The following is a 15,695-nucleotide window of genomic DNA, read 5'->3' as shown; positions in this document are numbered from 1 at the left end:
TATTTAAATTTGAAATAGCTTCATCTCCTTTCTATTTTTTTATTACTTCAATTACATCCCTCATTGAATTTAGATTATTTGCGAGTCTGTCAAAATCTTCCCTTTTCTTAATCATTATTCCAAAATGAAGGAGTCCATAGACATTTCCATTTTCCTTAATGTAGTTTGTGTTTACATTGACAAGTTCCATCTTATATTCGTTAAGAATTCTTATAATATCCAGAAGCAAACCATTTCTGTCAATTGTTTTCAGGCTGAAATTATACTGATATTTTGTATTGCTTGAATTAACCGCTTCCTCATCCCAGAAAACTTCTACTTCCCTGTCAGGATCATGTTCCATAAGCTGTTTCAAATTGTCACAGTCTGCTCTATGAATTGCAATTCCACGACCTCTAGTTACATATCCCTTTATATCATCTCCAGGCAGAGGGCTACAGCATTTTGCAAAACGGTACATTGTATTTTCTGTTCCTGAAATTTTTACTCCGCCTTCACTTTTACGTTTTTTTCTGTTTCCTTTTTCTGTTTCTTCTTCCAGAACCTGTGTTATATCTTTCTCTTCCTTCACTTCGAATTTTTTCATAAATCCGTCAAGAGAAAGATCGCCAATTGCAAATTTATAACATAAAAGATCTATAGTTGCCACATTAAATTTTTTCATATAAAGGAAAACTCTTTCATCTTCTTCAAAATCCCTGAATTTCAGGCCAAGTTTTTCAAATTCCCTTTCCAGAATCTGTTCCCCTTCTTTTGTTTTTTCCTCAAATTCCTTGTCTTTAAACCATTTTCTTATTTTTACTTTGGAACTGTTGTTATTAACCATATTTATCCAGTCTTTTCCAGGTCCTTTAGTATTTCTTGAAGTCATTATTTCAACTTTATCTGCATTTTCAAGTACCTGATCAAGCTGTACTATTCTCTCGTTAACTTTTGCCCCAATTGTACGATATCCAATCTGTGTATGTACCTGAAATGCAAAATCAAGAGCTGTAGAACCGTTAGCAAGTTCTATTACATCCCCTTTTGGAGTAAATACAAATATTGTCTGGTTAAGCACATTATCAGTTACCTTCTGTGCAAATTTTTCAGGATTTTCAGTATTTGCCTTTATTATATGTTTTACTGCCGCATAATATTTATCATTTTTTGTTTTAGATTTCTTTTCCTTGTATTTCCAGTGGGCAGCAACCCCATCTTCAGCAATTCTATGCATTTCATGAGTTCTTATCTGAATTTCAACCTTCTGTTCATCAGGCCCGATGACAGTAGTGTGAATTGACTGGTATCCATTTGTTTTCGGTACAGCAATATAATCCTTGAACCTTCCCGTAACCGGAATAAAAAGGTTGTGAATTATTCCAAGTATATTGTAACATTCCTCTTCCTTATCCACAATTATACGCATTGCTATAAGATCATATAAATCAGTAAATTTTTTACCCTTTTCATGTATCTTTTTATATATACTGTAAAGATGTTTCGGTCTTCCTGTTACTTCTCCGTTTACATTATGTTTCTTCAGTTCCTCTTCTATTCTCTTTATAACTTTTCCTGTGTATTCTTCCCTTTCTTTCCTTTTTGAACTCACAAGTTCGCTTATTTCTTTATAATCTTCAGGATATAAATATCTGAAACTTATATCTTCCAGTTCCCATTTTATTTTTGCCATCCCTATTCTATGGGCAATGGGAGCATAAACTTCTATTGTTTCCTTGGACTTTATCTGCTGCTTTTCAGGTGTCATATATTTTAAAGTACGCATATTATGAAGTCTGTCTGCAAGTTTAATAATTACGACTCTTATGTCTTCCGCCATTGCAACAACCATTTTTCTTATATTTTCTATTTTTTTGCTGTCTGTTCTAGGAAGATTTCTCAGTTTTGTAACTCCATCCACAAGTTTACTTACATCTTTTCCAAAAGTATATTCTATATCAGGCAATGTTATCAATGTATCTTCTACAACGTCATGTAAAATTCCCGCAACAAGCGTATCTGTATCCATACGCATGTCTGCCAGTATTTCTGCCACTTCAACAGGATGAAGAATGTAGTTTTCCCCACTTCTCCTTTTTTGGCCTATATGGGATTCATTTGCCAGGGTAAAAGCTTCCTTTATCTTTTCAGCATCCACTTCCAGATGATTTTCTTCTATTCTTTTCATTAACTGGCTTAAAAGTTCTTCACCTGTCTTATTTATTATTTCAGGCTTTTTCTGCTTTTTTTCCACATCAGCATTTTCTGTTGGCATATTTTTTTGGGTTATGTTCTTTTCTTCCATCTTTCCTTCTTTAGTTTTCATTGTATTTCCCTCCATACCGGCCTTCATCAGTATTTGTTTCTGAGAAAGCAGTTTCAGTGTATACTGTTTTGAATTCCTTTAAAAAATATTTATATTTAAAGTTTATTTACTGTATCAAAATATTTTTTAAAACTGTCTGATAAAATTCTTTTTATTTATTTTACTATACATTCAGAAAAAAATCTATCTTTAAGAAGAATATTTTGATTAATTTTTTATATTTTATAAAAAATATAAAAATATTCCAAAAATAAAAGAGGCTCACGCCTCTATTATAAAATTAATATTTCAACTGTGAATAAACATCATATCCTTTTAAAACTTCTCTTCCCTTTAAATCTTCAAGTTCTATAAGGAAAGCCAGTTCGTAAACTTCAGCTCCCAGCTTATTTGTCAATTCAACCATAGCTTTTGCAGTTCCACCTGTTGCAAGCAGATCATCTACTATCAGTACTTTTGAACCTTTTTCAAAAGCATCTTTATGTACTTCTATACTATTTTTCCCATATTCCAGTTCATATTCCACTTTTTCAGTTTCAGCAGGCAATTTCCCAGGCTTTCTTGCAGGAACAAATCCGGCACCTATATTATATGCAATAGCGGCTCCAAAGATAAATCCTCTGGCGTCTGCTCCCATAACATAGTCTATTCCTTTATCCTTATATCTTTCTGTAAAATCCTTAATTATAATCTGAAGTCCTTCCTTATCCTTCAGAATAGTAGTAATATCTCTAAATATAATTCCAGGTGCAGGAAAATCTTTAATGGATCTCATCAATCCTTCCACCTTTTTTATTTCTTCATTTGTCATTTTATCCTCCTATTTATCCCATAACAGACCTAAATAAGGTTCTATAGTTTCCTTATTCAGCAGTTTTATCAGTTTTTCTTTTATATTTGGGTATAATTTTATATTCTGTATTTCATCCTTTGGAACAAACCTCAAATCAGTAAGCATATCCTCATCTCCCAGTTTCATTTCATTTGAGGAATTTTCTGCCTTTTTTATCTTAAAATATAAATTTATAACATGTTTCTGTTTATCAGGTGCTATAGTTTCTGAAATAAACAGAAATTTTTCCACTTCTATATCCAGATTAGTTTCTTCCTTAAATTCTCTAGTAAGAGCTTCTGCCGCACTTTCTCCCCAGTCTACTCCCCCACCTGGCACAAGCCAGTATTTCTTATCATTTTTTGTATGCTCTATTAAGAGTATCCTGTCATCTTCTATAAGTATCCCTGCAACTCTCACCCTAGGCCTTGTCTTCTCTGTCATTAACACTCTCCTCACCACTGTTTTCAGTAATGATTATTCTGATTTTCTCTATTCTCTTATTATCAACTTCCATTACCTTCAAAATATACCCGTCAGCTTTAACCTGGTTTCCTGTCTCTGCAACTTTTCCCAGCTCATCCTGGACATATCCTGCAACTGTGTCGTATTCTTCTGAAACTGGCATATTTATTTCCAGTTCATCATTTATTTCTTCTATAAGAGTATCACCTTTTATGTCGTATATTTTTTCCCTGATCTGCTGTATACTTTCTTCCTCCTGGTCAAATTCATCCCTTATTTCTCCAACAATTTCTTCCAGCAAGTCTTCAATTGTTACAATACCAAGCGTTCCCCCATATTCATCTATTATTATTGCCATATGGGACTGTTTTCTTTTAAATTCTTCCAGAAGTTCAGTCAAAGTCTTAGTTGCCGGAACATAATATGCTTCCTTCATAAGTTCCTTCATTTTCAGCGAAGAATTCTGTTCCTTATTATACTTCAGCAAATCTTTTATATGTACGATTCCTTCTATTTTATCTATATTTTCATTATATACAGGAATTCTTGAAAATCCCTGCTCAACTATTTCATCCCACACTTCTCCCAGTGTCTTTTCAGAATCCAGTGCAAAAACACTTGTCCTAGGTGTTAATATTTCCTTCACAGTAGTATCTGAAAATTCAAATATGCTGTGAATCATTTCTTCCTCTTCCTCTTCGATTATTCCTTCCTCTGTTCCCGCCTTGACAAAAGTTTTTATATCCTCTTCCGTCATTTCAAATATTCTTTCTTCGAGTTTTACCTTAAATAATCCAAGGATAAATTTTGATATTTGTATAAAAATTAATATAAATGGCCGTAGTATAATTCTCGCCGTATCAAGTGGAACTATAATAGCTTTTGAAATTTTATAGACATTGCTCTTTGCATAAATTATAGGTATCATTTCAACAAAAATAAGTACAAAAATACTCATAATTACAAAAACTATAATGTCATAAGCCGCAAAGCCTACTGACAATTCAAAAATTTTATAGTAATCTTTAAACAGCAGTATGGACATTCCTATTAGAAATATATATGCTACCGTTTTCCCGAATAGAAGAGTAGTCAAAAGTTCATTCGGATTTTTCAGCCAAAGTCTGAGCAGCTGTTCCTCCTTTGAATCTTTCTTATTATTCTCTCCTCCCACGTGTATTCTTCTCAGCGAAGATAATGCTGTCACCGCCGCTGAAAAAAATGCCGATAAAAATAACACTGCAACCAGCAATATTACCTTTATCCAAATCCTCTGTCCTTCCAATTTTTATTACACCTTCCTTTAGAACTTTACTGAAGTTATGACATTTTAATGTAATATTTTAATATGTCACAAAATTCAGTCTATTATAATTCCTATTCTATTATAATAAGGTCCTGTCCTTTCTTTATTGCTTCCCCGTCTTTTACAAGTATTTTCTTTACTTTTCCAGAAACTGATGATTTTACTTCGTTCATAAGTTTCATTGCTTCTACGATACACAATGTCTGTCCTTCACTTACACTGTCTCCCTCTTTAATGAAAGGAGCTGATGTTGGCGACGGTGCACTGTAATATGTTCCAACCATTGGAGAAGTTATTTTTGTCCCTGAAATTTCTTCAACCTGTGCTGTTTCCTGTACAGGAGTTTCAGATTCTACAGCTCCCACTGTTACTGCAGGCTGTTCTGCCGCTACAGCTGTAGGTACTCCACCATAAGAAAATACTTTTCTTTCTTTTTCTTTTTTTGTTATCTGAATTTCAAAATCATTTTCTTCATACTTTACTGTGTCAATCTTATTTGCATTCATACTTTCAGCAAGCTCTTTAATAAATTTTATTTTATCCCTCATTTAAAAATTTCCTCCTAATTTCGACTTATTTCAATTATTCGTATTTTAAATCCCGTTTTTATAAATAATTAAAAACTACTTCTATTTTATCATATTATTTATATTTTATCTTCATATTTTTTTATTATTTTATTCTTTTAGTATTTTAAACTATTTTTGTAAGATTTAAAAGTATTTTTTATGAGACTTGCTATTGTCATAGGCCCTACACCGCCTGGAACCGGAGTTATATAGGAAGTTTTTTCTGCCACTTCCTCATAATCCACATCACCGCAGATTTTTCCATCAACCCTGTTTATTCCTACATCTATGACTACAGCCCCTTCTTTCACATCTTCTTTTTTCAGAAGCTTCGGTACTCCAGCTGCAACTATTATAATGTCAGCATCATTAAGTTTTTTTCTTAAATCCTTTGTACGTGAGTTGCACACCTGTACAGTGGCACCTTTCTGTATAAGCATGAGTGCCATAGGTTTCCCGACAATATTGCTTCTTCCTATTATAACTGCATCTTTCCCAGCAATTTCTATTTTATATTCTTCCAGCAGCTGCATTATTCCGTAAGGAGTGCAGGAAATAAATCCTGTTTCATCTCCAATTACCATTTTCCCAATGTTTGCCACATGGAAGCCATCCACATCCTTTTCAGGAGAAATACTGTCAATTATTTTCAGTTCATTTATATGTGAAGGTAAAGGCAGCTGTACCAGTATTCCATTTATCCTGTCATTTTTATTCAGTTTGTCAATTTCCTGCAGAAGTTCCTTTTCGCTTATATTTTCATCAAGCTCAATGTTTTCAGAATAAAATCCTACATTTTCACAAGCTTTCATTTTATTTCTCACATACACCTGTGAAGCAGGATTATTCCCAACTATCACTACTGCAAGTCCTGCCTGTTTCCCGTACTTTTCTTTTAATTGATTATGTTCTTCCCTTATCTTTTCAAGAATTACCTGCGAGAAAGCCTTCCCGTCTATTTTTACCATTTACTGCTCCTCTCCATTTTCTTCAAGATTTATACGCCAGAAATTCAGTTCCTGAAGTTTAGCAGAAATATCCATATTTACTACCACTACATTTTTTGGCAGTTCCAGTTTATAAGTTGTCATATTTAGTATAGCTTTAATCCCATTTTTTACAAGTTTTTCAGCCGCTGTCTGAGCCTGTCCCTTCACAACCGAAAGAATTGCAGTCTCTACTTTGTTTGATGAATTTTTTATAAAATCTTCAACTTCATCAACATTCTGTATTTTTAGATTTCCAGAAATTTCCTGATCTATTTTCTGAGGATCATTGTCAAATACACCGACTATTCTAAATCCTTTTCCCATAACCTTGCTGTTTGATGTTATCATTTCCCCCATTTTCCCATATCCTACAACTATCAGGTCATTTACTTTGTTTATTCCCAATATATCCTCAATTATCTCTATAAGTTTATCTATGTCGTATCCTTTTCCTCTGACTCCAAATTCTCCAAATGTAGACAAATCTTTTCTAACCTGTGCTGAAGTAGTATCCATTATTTTAGAAAGTTCTATGGAATTTATTCCATCTTCATATTTACGAACTTCCTTTAAAATTGACAAATATTCTGTAAGCCGTTGGACTACTCTATCTGATATTTCCATTTTCTTTAATTTCATAATTCCTCCTAAAAATATTTAACTGTTTAATTTGAACAGCACTTTCCATTTTTTTGAAAACTATAATTTTTTAAAGTATTTCCAGTAGCTCAATCTAGTTTTTAAATTTATTCCCAACTGTCAGTTTTCTTCCATTTATTATATCTGTTCCACTTTGAAGTTTTTTCCCTTCAAATTTTACCTCCAGCAGTATTATTCCTCCATTTGAAGTTTTTACTACAGGACCTTTTTTGTTAATTATTTCAACTATGGTTCCGTTTTCTCCTTCGTATTCCTTGTCTATTTTTTCACTTTTGTATATTTTTACATTTTCTCCTGTTTCAGTGAAGGTATGTGCACCAGGGAAAGGATTTAAACCTCTTATCTGATTGTATATAACTTCTTTTGCATCATTCCAGTTTATTTTCGTCTGTTCCTTTGTTATTGGCTTTACAAAAGAAACCTTTGTTTCATCCTGCTTTTCAGCCTGAACTTTTTCCTCCTCAATAAGCTTAAGAGCTTTTCCAAGTCCAATAGCCCCCAGCTCCTTCAGTCTGTCATGCAGAGTTCCCAATGTATCTTCTTCACTTATTTCACAATATTCCTTTAATATTACATCTCCCGCATCAAGTTCCTCTTCGATGTACATTATGCTCACACCTGTTTCCGTATCACCGTTTAAAATGGCAGAATGTATAGGTGAAGCTCCTCTGTACTTTGGAAGCAGGGAAGAATGCACATTTATAATTCCGTATTTTGGGATATCTATTATTTCCCTAGGAATTATTTTACCATATGCAACTACAACTATTAAATCAGGATTTATTTCCTTTATTTTGCTTATAACTTCCTCATCCTTCATTTTCTTTGGCTGTATTATCTCTATATCATTGTCCAGGCCAAACTGCTTAACAGGAGAATATATTATTTTATTTCCCCTCGCATTCCGTTTGTCCTCCTTTGTAAAAATCAGCTTTAAATCTGTATTTTTATATACTGTCTCCAGACTTGGTATTGCAAATTCGGGAGTCCCCATAAATATCGTTTTCACAAAAACTTCCTCCTATCTGAATATTTTACCTCTACATAAGATTTTACCCCGAAATTCTAAAAAGTCTAGATGTCTTCCCTATATATTTTCCCTTTATTGTAATCTTTTTTCAAGATTTCCAGTTTTTTTGCCACCAGACGCTTATTCAGTACGGAAATTCTGTCTGTAAACAGTATCCCATCCAGATGATCCAGTTCATGCTGGAATGCTCTTGACCACATTTCAGTAAGTTCTTCTATTTTTTCTTCACCGTTTTCATCAAGATATTTTACCTTTATTTTCTCAGGTCTTGTAACCTTCTTGTAAACTCCGGGAATACTTAGGCATCCTTCTTCAAATTCTACCATTTCTTCTCCTGATTCAATTATTTCAGGATTAACTACCTTCTTTACATTTCCTTCCACTTCAAGAACAAAAAATCTTTTCGGTATATCTACCTGATTTGCAGCCAATCCAACTCCATTTGCACTTCTCATCAGCTCAACCATTTCATCCAGAGTTTTTCTCAGGTCGTCATCTACTTTGTCAACTTCTGCTGATTTTACCCTCAAAGTAGGATTCCCATATAATACTATTTTCATTTTCATTTCCTTTCCAATATTTACATTCTATACTCACTATTATCAATATTTTTCATTATCTCTATGTATAAATCCGACTTTACAGTCTTCTCCAGTTTACCTTTATTTTAGCATACACCCATTATTTTAGCAAGATTAGTTTAATCCCTTTTGAACTTTGCAATAAACTTTGTCCCTTCATTCAGGATGCTCTCAACATCAATAGTCCCGCCATGCTGTTCAATTATTTTTGAAACAAGGAAAAGACCAAGTCCAAAACCTTTATTTATTTTTTTATTTCTCGAATCATTTACCTGATAAAATCTCTTCCAGATAAGCTCCTTATCCTGTTCAGAAATTCCGATACCATTATCTTCCACTTCCAGCACACATTTTTCATCTTCAGAATACAGTCTGACATTTATTTTATCCTTCGTAAATTTCATGGCATTATTTAAAAGATTGTCAAACAGCCTTTCTATCATTATCTTATCTCCCGTTATAGAAATATTTTCTTCAATTTCCTTTGTCATTTCTATATTTTTTTCAACAAAAAGATTTTTATAATCTCCCAGTATTTTCTCAACCGTTTCTGAAAGATTTATTTTATCAGACGGAGTACCTATCTGCTTTTCAATTTTTGAAAGTTCCATAATCTGATTTATTAGTTCAGACATTCTTTTTGCCTGCCTCTGAATAACAGAAAATGAATCCTTCGCCTCTTCCATAGTATCTGCATAATCAAGGGAATACTGGCTCTCTGTCAGTATTACACTTACAGGGGTTCTAAGCTCATGGGAAACGTCTGAACTGAACTGTTTTTCACGCAGATAAAAATTTTCCAGCGAATTAAGCATTTCATTGAAGGCATTTGCCATTTTATGTATTTCATCCTGCCCGTCATCTATTTCAATTCTTTTTGAAAAGTCTCCATTTTTCTGTATTTCCGTTGCTGTATCAGATATTTTTGCCACAGGCCTCAATGCCTTTTTTATAATCTTATACCCGCCATAAATTATAATAATTAGAAGCAGTGGACTTAAAATCAGTATTGTGAGAAGCATCCTGTTTACTTCTTCTGAGAGCTTATTTACAGGTACAATTCCTCTTACCCATTCTCCGTCACTTCCATCAATTTTTTTATCATAATAGTAAAATTTTTCCCCATTTTTTTTATAGATACTTACTGTATTTTCAGACTGTTTAAGTGTCAGGTCAAACCCCTTTGGAGACATTCCGTCTGTTTCTATTCCCTGGTTATTATATCTGACAAAATAAATTCCGTCATCGAAATCATCAAATTCATCAGAATCAGAAACCATATCTGATGCCATTTCATTTACAACTCCTGTCAGCTCCCTCTGATTCACATCACCTGTCATTTTATCTGCAATTGCAAAAGATGAAGTCAGAAGGATAAATATTAATACCACTACAAAAACCGTATACCAGAGGGTAATCTTTACAGTTATGGGGAAATCCTCCCATATCTCATTTATTTTTCTTTTCAATATTCCCAACCATTCCTTCCATATGAAGTATTTCTTATAAACTGTAAACTCATTCTTTACAATATAGACATATTTTATTATTCTAAAACCACGATTTCAACTTTTTATTAATCTTCTTCCTTTACAACGTACCCAAGTCCTCTCTTTGTATAAATTATCTGTTTCCCATTTTCCACATCTATTTTTTTTCTAATATTTTTTATAAGTACATCTATTATATTTGAATCTCCTTCATAATCATAGTCCCAGACATGCTCCTTTATCTGATCCCTGCTAAGTATCCTGTTTTTACTTTGTACAAGATATTCCAGAACTTCGTATTCCTTCCCTGTCAAATCAATCTTTTTTCCTGCCCTTGTCACTGATTTTTCTGATGTGTCTAAAATTAAATCTCCTATTATAAGCTTATTTGAACTGTTTCCATATTTTCTTCTTACTACAGCTCTTATCCTCGCCGAAAGCTCGTTAAAATCAAAAGGTTTCACAAGATAATCATCAGCCCCCAGGTCAAGCCCCTTCACCTTATCATCTGCACTGTCCCTTGCTGTTAGCATTAAAACCAATGTATGATTTCCTTTATTTCTCAGCTCCTTTATAACTTCAAAACCATTTACTTTGGGCATCATAACATCTAGAATAACAAGGTCATATTCCCCATATTCCAAATAATCAAGTGCCTCTTCTCCATCAAAAACACTGTCTACACTGTATCCATTCTTTTTAAGATATTTCGTGACAATGTTGTTCAAATCTATTTCATCTTCCACAAGTAAAATTTTCATATTAATTTCCCTTTCGCTTTAGTCAGATACATAAATATATCATAAAATATTAAAAATATAAAGGTAACTAGCCCAAAATTTAAAAATATGAAAGTTGCTGTCTCAAAATAGTAAAAATATAATAATAAAAACTATATTTTTTCATCTACTAAAACTTTACTCATATAAAACAGTCATTCATTAAGAAAAAATCATAAACTCGCCTAAAGGCACAAACAGATGATTTTTCCTAAATTCATTTCCTGTTTTACATTGTAAAATTTTAAATAATTCAAAAATATAGTTTTCATATTACTTTTAAATTTTCTTTTTAAGGCATCCTTTTTTATATTATTTTATTTTTTTGAGATAACCTTTAAATATATATCTATTTATTATCTATAAAATGGGCTAGTCCCTCTCTGATTTCCATTTTACAATTTCTCCTGTCACTGCATCTATGTCAAACTCGTATTCCCAACCATTGTAGTAGATTTCCCCTTCGTATACCATTCTTCCATTTTCCCTGTCAAGATGAACATCATATACATGAGACTGGTTTGCTCCCGGAACTTTTTTCAGTGCTATTGCTATCGCCTTGTTTACTCCTATATAACTGTTATTCTTTGATGAAACTCCTGTACCATAATATTTATTCTTTTTCCCTGCATTTGCTGTCCCTGATACTCCTAAAACCATAATTCCTAATAATAACATACTTAATATTTTTCTTTTCATTTTTAATTCCTCCTATTTTTTAATTATTTTATCTATGTCAATTTTTTTAATAATTTCTTTTTTTTCTATTCTACTTAATTCCAGTTGTTATATTTTTTTACTTTTAAGCCCACAATCTCTCCAGTTACTGCATCTATGTCATATTCATATTTTGAATTGTTATAAAAAATTTCTATTTCATATTCCATTCTTCCGTGTTCCCTGTCTAAATCTATTTTTCCAAGGTGACTTTCATCTGCTCCTGGAACTTGTGCCAATGCTATAGATTTTGCCTTTTCCACACTTATCAGTTGCACATTATCTGAAGTATTTGCTCTACTCTCCAATGAATATTCTGAAATATATTCATTTCCATTTAAGCTTCTTGTTTTACTCGCTCCATAAGCTATTCCAAGTATCCCAAGTACTCCTATTCCCAATACTGTAAGTTTTAAAATTCTGTTTTTCATTTTATTTTATCTCCTTCTCTATTTTATTTTTATTGTTCTCTCTCTTAACTTGAACACATTATAAAATAGTTTTATGAATTTAAAATGAATACAAAAATTTTTTTTATTCAATAACAGAATTACATTTAGTTGTCCCATATTTTACTACATAATAACCAGGAGCTTTAAACTCTATTTTATTCTTTATTCTTTTTTTTAATTCTTCTTCAGATAGACCAAAAGTAGCTTCTTTTTCATTTATTATAAAATATCCATGTGTTTCTCTAATCTTTTTTTCTGATGCCCTGAAAAAACCTTCATCTTCCTCAGAGAAACCAGCCGTATAATACTTTATTTCCTCCTTACTTTCATCACGGATGAAACCTATCCAACTGTTTTCATTTTTGACAAGTTTTGTCACTAATCCATAGTCATTGTTAAGATAATCTCTTTCATTGAAAAAATATGGATATTCTAGGCCGTGTAGTACTGTGTAATTTTTAAAACCACAGTCTGTTATACTATAACTTTCTGAAAGCTTTAACTTTTTATGATTTATATTATACTCCGTTTTTAACGTTAACAAATTAAATGATAGAGGTAAAATTCCAAACATGAAAAAACCTACATACCTTATAAAAACTAATAAAAAAACTGCTATAAGAAACTGTAATAATTTTTTCCTCATTTCTAATGTTTTCCTTTCATAAAATCCAGGTGTTCCGATCACTAAACTTTTTATAAAACAGACAATTGAAACCCCTTATTATAATTGTTCCTGTATTGTATATGCACTTCATCTACGGTAGTGAAACTTCCATTATGATGTATTGTTTCAGATGAAAATAAATTTTTACTGCTTAATAAAATTTTTTCTTTTTCATAAATTGTATAATATATTCTCTTTTCCAATCAAAATAAACAACTATCTTAATATTGAAAACATAAAAAATTTATATGGTTCTTTGGGTTTGTATTTTTTTATAACTTTTAAAATATCTTCTTTGTTCTTATAATAGATATTTCTATCCAAACCATTACTATCATCTATTAAAAAATATTCATCTTCACATTTTGAGTAATCATATTCTCCAGGCTTATATAATGTTATTCCACCTGAAATAACTCTACCATAATAATATTTACCTCTTTTACCTATTTCTATTATTTTACATCCATCTTCCCATTCTAAAAAGTATTCTCTTTTTTTTAACTTAAAATCAAATCTATCCCAGTAAAATTCTTTAGGTACATAAAAATTATTTATTAGCAACTTTAAAATGACTAATAGAAAAAATATTTTTATTATTTTTAAGAATGTATCAAGAAAGCTTTCTTTTTCTATAGAAAATCTTATTTCTAGGGTTTTTATTATTTTTTTTAACATAATAGGACATCCTTTATAAATTTAATTCATATATTATTTTTTTTGTAATGCTCTTTTTATTTCATTCTCTATCTCTAATAATGAATTTAAAGTTTTATTTATCTTGATTTCTTTTTTTCGTGTTTCAATTCCAAAAGGAATTCCACCAATCAATTTTTTTCTAAGTTATGTTGTTTACATTGTTGTAGGTAATGCTAGAATTTTCATTCATTGGTTTCATTGTCGTAACTACAGCACTTTCAGTATGGGAGCTTGAATTACTTCTTGAATGTGTAAATCCAGCATTTACTCCGATGTTGGCATAGAAGTTGCTGTTTGCCGTATCAACATTTCTTTCTTTTTTTCTTTTTCCACCCCCCCATATATATTATAGAGCCACTTTTTATAAAACAAACAGCCTGATAATTTTTCAGACTGTCTGCATTTGTTAAATTTAAGATACTTTATATTATTTTAAAACAACTGTTTTCTAGCCCTTCATTAAACAGATAATAGAAATTGAAAAAACTCTTTATTTCTTTATTTTCTTCTTTTTATTAAATCTAAAATAATAAATATATCTTTATTTCCTTTCTTATTTTCAATAATATATCTTCTATAAGTTTAATAAGCATTAGACTACATTCATGATAATGTATTCCCTGGACAAAAGAATAGGAATTAGTAAAAATTAATACATAATCATTTTCTTCTTCAAAATCTAAATTTTCATCTATTTGATTGATAAAATCTTCTGCCAATTGCACTCCTTCCATATCCATTTCAAAAATAATTTTTCCTTTTTCTACCTTAATTATTTTTTCTTTTTCCAGCATGTCTTCTATTATTATTCTGTTTTCTAAGTTATCAACCAAGTTATCTATTACAAAATAGACTCTTGTATCCAATGAAGTTTCCCACCATTGTAAAAGAGATATTAAATATTGATATGTAAATCCTCTATCTATCTCATACATATCTAATCTTGGATTATCGTAAACTATTATGACATCTGTTTTTTTAGAACCAAACATTTTTTTTGCTAATATTTTTGATTCCATTGCAGCATCTCTAAAGGAATACCAGTCATAGCCATATAAATTTTTATAATCATACACAATATCTATTTCATTCATAATTGCTACTGCAAAATCATCTTCATTTTTTATTTTATTTCCATCTAACTCTATTAACCATTTCCCTTCCAGATTCTTATATAGCTCTTCTTTCTGTTTACTACTTATTATAGTTAAGCTGTTTCCCATTTTATATCTCCCTTCCTAATCACTTGGAGTTATTTCTTTTGGAACTATTTCCTCCGGTTTTATCTCCTTAAACGTTCTATAGTGATCATCTGTCATATATGTCTTTCCATCACTTCCCCTTACAAACCTTAAACTATCCCTGTTACCTGAAGATGGTCTTGGGTTGACATCATGTTCAGTGTATTCTATAGGATTCCCGTTAGCATCTGTTTTAGGTAGCACTTCTCCTCCTTTTCTTCCATCATTATAAAATTTATCATCTATTCTTCTAGGATCACGAGTTCCATCGTTATACTGACTTTTCCATGAATTTTTAGAATGTTCCTTATATGATTCTTTTACACTTTCCGGTAAGTTGTCATAATTGCTTTCGGGATCTCCTTTTGGAATATAATCTGGTCCTGGTACATTATTTCCACTTTGACCAGTATTTCTATTATTTCCATTAGTATTGTTTTTCCCACTATTCTTAGAATTTTTATTACTTCTGTTCTTTTTTTTATTATCTTTCTTATTTTTGTTCTTGTTCCTATTACTATTACTATCACTTCTACTCTTATTTTTAACATTACTGTTCACTTTATTTGAAACAGTCTCAGTCTTTCTAACCGTAGCTTTAGTCCATTGTACTGATTTTGATTGACTTTTTGCTTTTGAAGAAGAATTTCCACCTATCCAGTTTCCTATTTTATTAGCTGCATTTGCTCCATAATCAATTCCTTTTGCAATACCTTTTCTTCCTAAATCAAAAACTCCACCAATAGAGCTAGATAGAAGCTTAGCATTCTTTTTCGCAGTATCCAGATCCAAATATCTACCAACAGGTTTTCCAGCCTGATATACAACATATACTCCTGCAATGGCTACTATTGAAATTACTCCTATAGTTACTGCTTCATCTCCTACATGTTCACCAAAATCAACATTGGAA

Annotated in this window: 17 protein-coding genes; all 17 read right to left on the bottom strand. The window is 31.4% G+C overall.

Features of this window, described 5'->3' with window-relative positions; translation table 11 throughout:
• Positions 1-31: 31 nt before the first annotated feature.
• Positions 32-2,167, bottom strand: coding sequence for a bifunctional (p)ppGpp synthetase/guanosine-3',5'-bis(diphosphate) 3'-pyrophosphohydrolase (locus HMPREF1984_RS08870; protein ID WP_036100451.1), 2,136 nt, complete (start codon positions 2,165-2,167; stop codon positions 32-34).
• 418 nt (positions 2,168-2,585) lie between these two features.
• Positions 2,586-3,116 (bottom strand): adenine phosphoribosyltransferase, encoded by a 531-nt coding sequence (locus HMPREF1984_RS08865; RefSeq protein ID WP_021767640.1) that lies wholly within the window; start codon positions 3,114-3,116, stop codon positions 2,586-2,588.
• A gap of 9 nt (positions 3,117-3,125) precedes the next feature.
• On the bottom strand, positions 3,126-3,581 hold the full coding sequence (locus HMPREF1984_RS08860) for an NUDIX domain-containing protein (RefSeq protein ID WP_036100419.1): 456 nt from the start codon (positions 3,579-3,581) through the stop codon (positions 3,126-3,128).
• Positions 3,559-4,887 carry a hemolysin family protein gene (locus HMPREF1984_RS08855; RefSeq protein ID WP_021767638.1) on the bottom strand — a complete coding sequence of 443 codons (1,329 nt, stop codon included), beginning with the start codon at positions 4,885-4,887 and terminating at the stop codon, positions 3,559-3,561. The genes HMPREF1984_RS08860 and HMPREF1984_RS08855 overlap by 23 nt, the downstream gene beginning before the upstream one ends.
• Before the next feature lie 92 nt (positions 4,888-4,979).
• Positions 4,980-5,456, bottom strand: a complete 477-nt coding sequence (gene accB, locus HMPREF1984_RS08850; RefSeq protein WP_021767637.1) for an acetyl-CoA carboxylase biotin carboxyl carrier protein — start codon at positions 5,454-5,456, stop codon at positions 4,980-4,982.
• A gap of 137 nt (positions 5,457-5,593) precedes the next feature.
• Complete coding sequence (gene folD / locus HMPREF1984_RS08845; RefSeq protein WP_021767636.1) at positions 5,594-6,445, bottom strand: bifunctional methylenetetrahydrofolate dehydrogenase/methenyltetrahydrofolate cyclohydrolase FolD; 852 nt, start codon at positions 6,443-6,445, stop codon at positions 5,594-5,596.
• Positions 6,446-7,105, bottom strand: a complete 660-nt coding sequence (locus tag HMPREF1984_RS08840) for a redox-sensing transcriptional repressor Rex (protein ID WP_021767635.1) — start codon at positions 7,103-7,105, stop codon at positions 6,446-6,448.
• Positions 7,106-7,199: 94 nt separating this feature from the next.
• Entirely contained in the window at positions 7,200-8,135 is a 936-nt protein-coding gene (gene fmt / locus HMPREF1984_RS08835) for a methionyl-tRNA formyltransferase (protein WP_036100416.1), read from the bottom strand.
• A gap of 65 nt (positions 8,136-8,200) precedes the next feature.
• On the bottom strand, positions 8,201-8,716 hold the full coding sequence (gene def, locus HMPREF1984_RS08830) for a peptide deformylase (protein WP_036100414.1): 516 nt from the start codon (positions 8,714-8,716) through the stop codon (positions 8,201-8,203).
• A 140-nt stretch (positions 8,717-8,856) separates the two neighbouring features.
• Complete coding sequence (locus HMPREF1984_RS08825; protein WP_021767632.1) at positions 8,857-10,215, bottom strand: HAMP domain-containing sensor histidine kinase; 1,359 nt, start codon at positions 10,213-10,215, stop codon at positions 8,857-8,859.
• A gap of 98 nt (positions 10,216-10,313) precedes the next feature.
• Positions 10,314-10,988, bottom strand: coding sequence for a response regulator transcription factor (locus HMPREF1984_RS08820; RefSeq protein ID WP_021767631.1), 675 nt, complete (start codon positions 10,986-10,988; stop codon positions 10,314-10,316).
• A 390-nt stretch (positions 10,989-11,378) separates the two neighbouring features.
• On the bottom strand, positions 11,379-11,705 hold the full coding sequence (locus HMPREF1984_RS08815) for a PepSY domain-containing protein (protein ID WP_021767630.1): 327 nt from the start codon (positions 11,703-11,705) through the stop codon (positions 11,379-11,381).
• Positions 11,706-11,779: 74 nt separating this feature from the next.
• A complete protein-coding gene (locus HMPREF1984_RS08810; protein ID WP_021767629.1) occupies positions 11,780-12,154 on the bottom strand; it encodes a PepSY domain-containing protein in 375 nt (124 codons plus the stop codon).
• 103 nt (positions 12,155-12,257) lie between these two features.
• Positions 12,258-12,821, bottom strand: coding sequence for a hypothetical protein (locus tag HMPREF1984_RS08805; RefSeq protein ID WP_156894272.1), 564 nt, complete (start codon positions 12,819-12,821; stop codon positions 12,258-12,260).
• Positions 12,822-13,058: 237 nt separating this feature from the next.
• Positions 13,059-13,520, bottom strand: coding sequence for a hypothetical protein (locus HMPREF1984_RS08800; protein ID WP_021767626.1), 462 nt, complete (start codon positions 13,518-13,520; stop codon positions 13,059-13,061).
• Between the two features lie 542 nt (positions 13,521-14,062).
• Positions 14,063-14,764 (bottom strand): hypothetical protein, encoded by a 702-nt coding sequence (locus HMPREF1984_RS08795; protein ID WP_021767624.1) that lies wholly within the window; start codon positions 14,762-14,764, stop codon positions 14,063-14,065.
• A gap of 15 nt (positions 14,765-14,779) precedes the next feature.
• The coding region (locus HMPREF1984_RS11005; RefSeq protein ID WP_021767623.1) for a ribonuclease domain-containing protein at positions 14,780-15,695 on the bottom strand (916 nt) is incomplete at its 5' end.

The organism is Leptotrichia sp. oral taxon 215 str. W9775 (assembly GCF_000469505.1).
In the GTDB taxonomy this organism is placed as follows: Bacteria; Fusobacteriota; Fusobacteriia; order Fusobacteriales; family Leptotrichiaceae; genus Leptotrichia_A.
Note: the sequence above shows the minus strand (reverse complement) of the source record. Positions and strands in the feature narration are given on the sequence as shown.

Bases quoted from the DNA above. Each gene is read 5' to 3' on its own strand.
- folD (WP_021767636.1), bottom strand. From the start codon at position 6,445: ATGGTAAAAATAGACGGGAAGGCTTTCTCGCAGGTAATTCTTGAAAAG.
- HMPREF1984_RS08815 (WP_021767630.1), bottom strand. From the start codon at position 11,705: ATGAAAAGAAAAATATTAAGTATGTTATTATTAGGAATTATGGTTTTA.
- HMPREF1984_RS08805 (WP_156894272.1), bottom strand. From the start codon at position 12,821: ATGAGGAAAAAATTATTACAGTTTCTTATAGCAGTTTTTTTATTAGTT.
- HMPREF1984_RS08840 (WP_021767635.1), bottom strand. From the start codon at position 7,105: ATGAAATTAAAGAAAATGGAAATATCAGATAGAGTAGTCCAACGGCTT.
- accB (WP_021767637.1), bottom strand. From the start codon at position 5,456: ATGAGGGATAAAATAAAATTTATTAAAGAGCTTGCTGAAAGTATGAAT.
- HMPREF1984_RS08860 (WP_036100419.1), bottom strand. From the start codon at position 3,581: ATGACAGAGAAGACAAGGCCTAGGGTGAGAGTTGCAGGGATACTTATA.
- HMPREF1984_RS08865 (WP_021767640.1), bottom strand. From the start codon at position 3,116: ATGACAAATGAAGAAATAAAAAAGGTGGAAGGATTGATGAGATCCATT.
- HMPREF1984_RS08870 (WP_036100451.1), bottom strand. From the start codon at position 2,167: ATGAAAAGAATAGAAGAAAATCATCTGGAAGTGGATGCTGAAAAGATA.
- def (WP_036100414.1), bottom strand. From the start codon at position 8,716: ATGAAAATAGTATTATATGGGAATCCTACTTTGAGGGTAAAATCAGCA.
- HMPREF1984_RS08800 (WP_021767626.1), bottom strand. From the start codon at position 13,520: ATGTTAAAAAAAATAATAAAAACCCTAGAAATAAGATTTTCTATAGAA.
- HMPREF1984_RS08820 (WP_021767631.1), bottom strand. From the start codon at position 10,988: ATGAAAATTTTACTTGTGGAAGATGAAATAGATTTGAACAACATTGTC.
- HMPREF1984_RS08810 (WP_021767629.1), bottom strand. From the start codon at position 12,154: ATGAAAAACAGAATTTTAAAACTTACAGTATTGGGAATAGGAGTACTT.
- HMPREF1984_RS08795 (WP_021767624.1), bottom strand. From the start codon at position 14,764: ATGGGAAACAGCTTAACTATAATAAGTAGTAAACAGAAAGAAGAGCTA.